The organism is Sphingopyxis sp. SCN 67-31 (assembly GCF_001725095.1).
In genome coordinates this window covers 1-5,807 of record NZ_MEFH01000182.1, presented here as the reverse complement: position 1 = coordinate 5,807, position 5,807 = coordinate 1, and the positions used below count along the sequence as shown (strand labels likewise).

Annotated in this window: 6 protein-coding genes and 1 pseudogene; 2 read left to right on the top strand and 5 right to left on the bottom strand. The window is 65.5% G+C overall.

What is annotated here, in order from left to right; translation table 11 throughout:
• From ABS88_RS23245 to ABS88_RS23225, 5 genes and pseudogenes are all read right to left on the bottom strand, one after another.
• Nucleotides 1-224, bottom strand: a pseudogene (locus ABS88_RS23245) (superoxide dismutase family protein); the annotation flags it as partial.
• Nucleotides 225-413: 189 nt separating this feature from the next.
• Entirely contained in the window at nucleotides 414-839 is a 426-nt protein-coding gene (locus tag ABS88_RS23240) for an ExbD/TolR family protein (protein ID WP_040589500.1), read from the bottom strand.
• Between the two features lie 32 nt (nucleotides 840-871).
• Entirely contained in the window at nucleotides 872-1,363 is a 492-nt protein-coding gene (locus tag ABS88_RS23235) for an ExbD/TolR family protein (protein WP_003042070.1), read from the bottom strand.
• A gap of 122 nt (nucleotides 1,364-1,485) precedes the next feature.
• Nucleotides 1,486-2,241: a MotA/TolQ/ExbB proton channel family protein gene (locus ABS88_RS23230; protein ID WP_051066368.1), complete on the bottom strand. Its 756-nt coding sequence runs from the start codon at nucleotides 2,239-2,241 to the stop codon at nucleotides 1,486-1,488.
• A gap of 126 nt (nucleotides 2,242-2,367) precedes the next feature.
• Complete coding sequence (locus ABS88_RS23225) at nucleotides 2,368-3,024, bottom strand: energy transducer TonB (protein WP_040589502.1); 657 nt, start codon at nucleotides 3,022-3,024, stop codon at nucleotides 2,368-2,370.
• Nucleotides 3,025-3,291: 267 nt separating this feature from the next.
• Between ABS88_RS23225 and ABS88_RS23220 the strand changes: the two genes are divergently transcribed.
• Complete coding sequence (locus ABS88_RS23220; protein ID WP_286750725.1) at nucleotides 3,292-4,176, top strand: hypothetical protein; 885 nt, start codon at nucleotides 3,292-3,294, stop codon at nucleotides 4,174-4,176.
• Nucleotides 4,177-4,287: 111 nt separating this feature from the next.
• Complete coding sequence (locus ABS88_RS23215) at nucleotides 4,288-5,607, top strand: homoserine dehydrogenase (protein ID WP_286750724.1); 1,320 nt, start codon at nucleotides 4,288-4,290, stop codon at nucleotides 5,605-5,607.
• The last annotated feature ends 200 nt before the right edge of the window (nucleotides 5,608-5,807 follow it).

The window sequence follows — 5,807 nt, the reverse complement described above, 5'->3', positions numbered from 1 at the left end:
AAGCCGCGCGCGACCAGTTCGATGCGCAGGCCCGTTCCGTCCTTGTAGATATCGACGCGCCCACGGTCGGCGCCCGACGCGTCGTAAAGCTGGGCATGGGCATCGGACGGCGGCATCGTCGTCGTCGGCCCCTTCGATCCGCTGGCGCAGCCGCCAAGGGCGAGCAGCGAGGCGGCGCACAGCGCGGCGGTCATCGTCGGGCGAAAAGTGGCGGCAGGCTTCATCGATCGGCTCCCCATCATCTGGCGCGCGGTACGGCGCTTGCGGGAATCCTACGCCGCGGCGCGGCGTTCGTTCCCAGGCCCGCAGGATGCCCCGCCAAAGCCGCCGCGCCAAGCGCTTTCACGCCCGGCAAAGCAAAAGGGCCGCGGATCGCTCCGCGGCCCTTCGCTGGCGCATCGCTGATCTAGCGATCAGAAAACGCGCGCATATTGTTCGTTGCCGACGAAGCCGAGCTTGCCGACGCCGCTACGCTTCACGACCGCCATGACGCGATCGACCACGATATAGCGGGCGTAGGGGTCCGGCTGGATCTGCAGTTCGGGTTCGACCGGCAGCGCCTTCGTCTGCTCGAGATAATCCGAAAGCTGCGCCAGATCGACCGGAACGCCGTTCCATGTGACCGTCCCCGCGGGGTCGATCATGATCTTGTTCTTTTCCGGGTCGACATTGTTCTTCGAATCGGTCGGAACCGGCAGGTCGATCTTCACCGCGTGGGTCTGGACCGGAATGGTGATGATGAACATGATGAGGAGAACGAGCATGACGTCGATCAGCGGCGTCGTGTTCATTTCCATCATCGGTTCATTATCGTCCCGATCCCCAACAGCCATAGCCATGAGACTATTCCTTCATTCCTTGGCGGACCGCCTTAGAGGCGGCCCAGCGTGGCCGAACCAGGGGCAGGTTCCGAAATGAACCCGATCTTCTGGAAACCGGCATATTGCATCGTGTAGATCACACCGCCGATGCACTGGTACGGCGTGTTGATGTCGCCGCGAATATGCACTTCGGGGAAGTTCTCTTCGGTGATATTCTGGGGCCCGCCGATATCCTTGAGAAGCTTTTCAAGCTTGTCTTGGCCGCGCTTGAGCAATTCGCGCGAATCGACCGGAGCCTGGCCCCAATATACTTCGCAGCTACCGGGGGTTGCGCCCGCTCGAACCGAGATGTTCACATTCTCGGGCTTCGTCGTCGTCGGCTCAAAAGCGACGTCGGGCAGCTTGAGCTCCACCGTCTCCAACACCACGGGAACCGTGATGAGGAAGATGATGAGAAGCACAAGCATGATATCCACGAGCGGCGTCGTGTTGATGTCGGACATCGGGGCATCTTCGCCCTTTGCGCCTGCACTCATCGCCATAGGATTAGCATCCTGTCACAAAATTACTGTCATGGACCTGCGAAAAGCCTGCCGAAGCGCGCCTTTTCGCCGTGTCCAGCGGCCCCGCCGATCGCCTGAGCGGCCGACGGGGCGCGAGAGTCTTAGGCCTTCTTCGGCGCGGCGGCGGGAGCAGCCTTGGCGGGCGCAGCGGCAACCGCCGGCTTCACCTGGCCGCCCGACATGATCGAGCCGAGGACGTCGTTCGAGAAGGTCGACAGACGGCGGGCAATCGCCTTGTTGCGGCTCTGGAGCCAGTTGAAGGCGAGAACCGCGGGAACCGCGACGATCAGACCGATGGCGGTCATGATGAGTGCTTCGCCAACCGGGCCGGCGACGGTGTCGATCGAGGCCTGGCCCGATGCACCGATCTTCACGAGGGCGCGAAGAATACCGATAACCGTACCGAACAGGCCGACGAACGGCGCGGTCGAACCGACGGTCGCGAGGAAGGCGAGACCGCCGTTGAGCTTCGAGTTGATGTGGTTCTGCGAACGCTCGAGCGTGCCGTGCATCCAGTCATGCGCTTCGACCGGGTCGGTCAGCTTGTTATGCTCTTCGTTGGCGCGCAGACCGTCTTCGACGACCTGACGATAGGCGCTGTTCTTTTCGAGCTTGTTCATGCCTTCGGCGAGGGTCGGCGCACGCCAGAAGTTCGCGTCGACCGCCTTGCCCTGGTTGATCACCTTATTCTGTTCGAACAGCTTGGTGAACAGGATGTACAGCGTGCCGATGAACATGATCAGCAGGACGAGGAAGGTGATCTGCGACACGATACCGCCTTCGCACAGCGCCGGGACGAGACCATAGGGGTTCTCGCCCTCTTTCTTGACGCACATCGACGCGGGCATGAGGCTCATCCCGACATCGTGGGCACCAGCCGCAGCAGCGGCGTTCGCAATCAGATTGAACATTTCGATATTCCCTCTCAAAAAATCTAAACCGGGGGTCGGCATTGCTGCCGGAAAATTCAGGAAAAGCGACGCTTAGCGATCGATCTTCCAGGTAAAGCGGCTCGACCAGCTACCCGTCGTGGGGTTGCCGTTCCGATCGACGGCCGGTGCGAATTTCGCACGGCGCATCAGCAGCTTGCACGCTGCATCGTCGAGGTCGGAATGCCCGCTGGACGAAGTGACCGAACAGCCGGTGGGCCTGCCGTCGGTGCCGATGGTCAGACGGAAACCCGTCGTCCCTTCGCGTTCCTGACGCTGCGCGCTCGGCGGATAGTCGTCGTTCGTCACCCAGCGGCCCGGAGACCCCTTCGGCGACGCGCCCTTCGACATGTCGGGGGTCGGCGGCGGAGCCGGCGGCGCGGGCGGCGTATAGACCTGCGGCGGCGGCGCCGGCGGCGGCGTCGGAACCGACTGAATCTGGTTCGCGGTGCTCGGCGGCGGGATCGGCGACGGAGGCGTCACGACCGGCGGCGGCGGCGGCAGCTTGTTATCCGGCGGCGGCGGCGGCGGCGGCTCCTCCGGCGGCGGCGGCTCTTCGACGTCCACCACGTCCAATTTTTCGGCAATTTTCTTGACGATGCTGATATTCAGGCCGTTCACCAGGCCGTAGCCCAGCACTGCCGTCAGCAAGCCCACCAAGACAATTGCCACTACCCTGTTTTTAGGGTCGACATTATCACCATAAGCCATTCAGGGACGACGCTCCTTGCTAGATCATCCTGACACCAAATCCGCACCATCGGGTTCGGTTGCCAATTGCCCGGATATTTTCCGATGCGCTCCGCAGACCCGATGGCTTAGCAGCCGGCTTGTTCTGTTTATGCCGGACGCTTCACCGCTCGTCCTATCGCGGTGGCGAGAAGTTCGCAAACCCTTTATCAGCGGTTAATGTGCACTTGTCCATGATGGGCAATTGGCCGCCTTTCGAGGCAGGATAGAACAGAAGGTGGATCGAATATGCGCGCCCTCGCCCTGGCTACCGTGGCCGGCATTGCTTTGTTTACTAATTGTTTTTCAGATGCTTACGCCGAGTCTCCGACCCCCGCCGCGGTCGCCGAAAGCCCCTGGAGCTATGCCGATCTCGCCGATCTGGCGACAGTTGCCCCGATGGTGATCGAGGCGCGCGTCTACAGCACGGCGCTGCTGAAACCCGAACGCGCACCGGGGCTCGCGGCGGGCTTTGCGCGATTCTATGTCGAGGCTGATGTGGTCAGCCTGATTCGCGGATCGGGCCCGCTGGCGGCGCGGATCAGCTATCTCGTCGACCTTCCGCTCGACGCAAAGGGCAAGCCGCCGAAGCTCAAAAAGAAGCAGCCCGTGCTGCTTTTCGCCCGCCCGGTCGCGGGCGCGGCGGCGGGGAGCAGCAGCACCGGCAGCGTCCAGCTGATCGCGCCCGACGCCCAATTGCCGTGGGACGCGGCGACCGAATCGCGGCTGCGCGCGATCCTGACCGAGCTGGTCAAGCCCGGCGCGCCGCCCGCGATTACCGGAATCGCCAACGGTTTCCACGTCCCCGGCACGCTGCCCGGCGAGGGCGAGACGCAGCTGTTCCTCGACACCAAGACCGGCGAGCCGGTGTCGATCACCGTCCTGACCGCCGCCGACGGGTCGCGCCGCTGGTCGGCCGCGTTCGGCGAGATCGTCGACGAAAGCGCGCCGATTCCGCGCCAGAACACGCTCGGCTGGTATCGCCTCGCCTGCGGCCTGCCGCGCAGCCTGCCGCTCAGCAAGCTCGGCGGCACCGCCCCCGAAGACCGCAAGAAGGCGGCCGCCGACTATGCCGTCGTCCTCGGCGCGCTCGGCCAATGCACGCGTACCCGCACGCCGCCGCCGGGCCTCTGATCCAGCCGAATTGCCGGGCCTGCGGCAACGCGGGGCCTTGTTTCCGGGCGAAAAGCCGATAGGGGCGCAGGCGACCGCGGGCTCCGGCCCGCCCTGCCAAGGAGTGCCTGCATGTCGCCTCAGCCCGCCCCCGCCGCCCCGCGCCCGCCGCTGCGTGTCGCGCTCGCCGGTATCGGCGTCGTCGGCGGCGGCGTCGTCCGGTTGCTCGAGGCCAATCGCGACCTGATCGCCCGCCGCGCCGGCCGCGCGGTCGAGATTGTCGCCATCTCCGCGCGCGACCGCCAGAAGGATCGCGGCGTCGATCTGTCGCCCTATCGCTGGGAAGACGATATGGCGGCGCTGGTCGAGGCCGAGGATGTCGACGTCGTGGTCGAAATGGTCGGCGGCGCCGACGGCCCGGCGCTGACGCTCGCCCGCCAGGCGCTGGGCGCCGGCAAGGCGCTCGTCACCGCGAACAAGGCGATGATCGCGCATCACGGGCTCGATCTGGCGCGGATCGCCGAGGCGCAGGACAGGCCGCTGAAATATGAAGCCGCCGTCGCGGGCGGCATCCCGGTCATCAAGGCGATCCGCGAAGGCGCCTCGGCGAACGAGATCGCGCGCGTCTACGGCATCCTCAACGGCACCTGCAATTATATCCTGACGCTGATGGAGCGCGAGGGCGCGAGCTTCGCCGATGCCCTCGCCGCGGCGCAGGCCGAAGGCTATGCCGAGGCCGATCCGACCTTCGACGTCGACGGGATCGACGCCGCGCACAAGCTGTCGATCCTCGCCGCGCTCTGCTTCGGCACCCGGCTCGACATCGACACGGTGACCGCCGAGGGCATCCGCGGCCTGATCGCCGCCGACATTCGCGAGGCCGCCGCGCTCGGCCACCGCGTCCGCCTGATCGGCATGGCCGAACGCGACGAAAGCGGTCTCTATCAGCATGTCCAGCCGTGCCTCGTCCCCGCCGACCATCCGCTCGCCTATGTTCCCGGCGCGCTCAATGCCGTCGTCGCCGAGGGCAACTTCGTCGGCCGCCTCTTTTTCGAAGGCGCGGGCGCGGGCGCGGGGCCGACGGCATCGGCGATCGTCGCCGACATCATCGACATCGCGCGCGACGAATATGGCCCCGCCTTCGCGATGCCGGTCGATGCGCTCGATGCCGCTCCCGCCGCCGATGCGGGCGCGCGCGTCGGAAAACATTATGTCCGCCTGATCGTCGAGGACCGGATCGGCGTCCTTGCCGAGATCGCGACCGCTATGCGCGATGCCGGCGTTTCGATCGAAAGCTTCATCCAGCGCGGCGACGATGCCGAAGGCGGCGTCCTGATCGCGCTTGTCACGCACGAAGGTCCGGGCCGCGCCGTCGCCGCGGCGCTCGCCGCGCTCGCGGCTTCGGATCATGTCATCGGTACGCCGATGCACATGCCGATTCTGGCGCTCTGACCCCGCTTGCATTCGCAAATCCCGCTGTTAGCTCTCGCTGAGGGGAACGGGGGGACAGACATGGACATAACGATCCGCGAGGGCTTGGCCGAAGCACGCGCGCTGGCCCGCCAGCATTGGCAAGCGCTGCTGACCTATGTCGGCCTCGGCGTCGTGCTGCCCTTTCTGCTGCTGTCGAGCGAGCCGATCTTCGATCTGCG

Bases quoted from the DNA above. Each gene is read 5' to 3' on its own strand.
- ABS88_RS23220 (WP_286750725.1), top strand. From the start codon at position 3,292: ATGCGCGCCCTCGCCCTGGCTACCGTGGCCGGCATTGCTTTGTTTACT.
- ABS88_RS23235 (WP_003042070.1), bottom strand. From the start codon at position 1,363: ATGGCGATGAGTGCAGGCGCAAAGGGCGAAGATGCCCCGATGTCCGAC.
- ABS88_RS23215 (WP_286750724.1), top strand. From the start codon at position 4,288: ATGTCGCCTCAGCCCGCCCCCGCCGCCCCGCGCCCGCCGCTGCGTGTC.
- ABS88_RS23240 (WP_040589500.1), bottom strand. From the start codon at position 839: ATGGCTATGGCTGTTGGGGATCGGGACGATAATGAACCGATGATGGAA.
- ABS88_RS23230 (WP_051066368.1), bottom strand. From the start codon at position 2,241: ATGAGCCTCATGCCCGCGTCGATGTGCGTCAAGAAAGAGGGCGAGAAC.
- ABS88_RS23225 (WP_040589502.1), bottom strand. From the start codon at position 3,024: ATGGCTTATGGTGATAATGTCGACCCTAAAAACAGGGTAGTGGCAATT.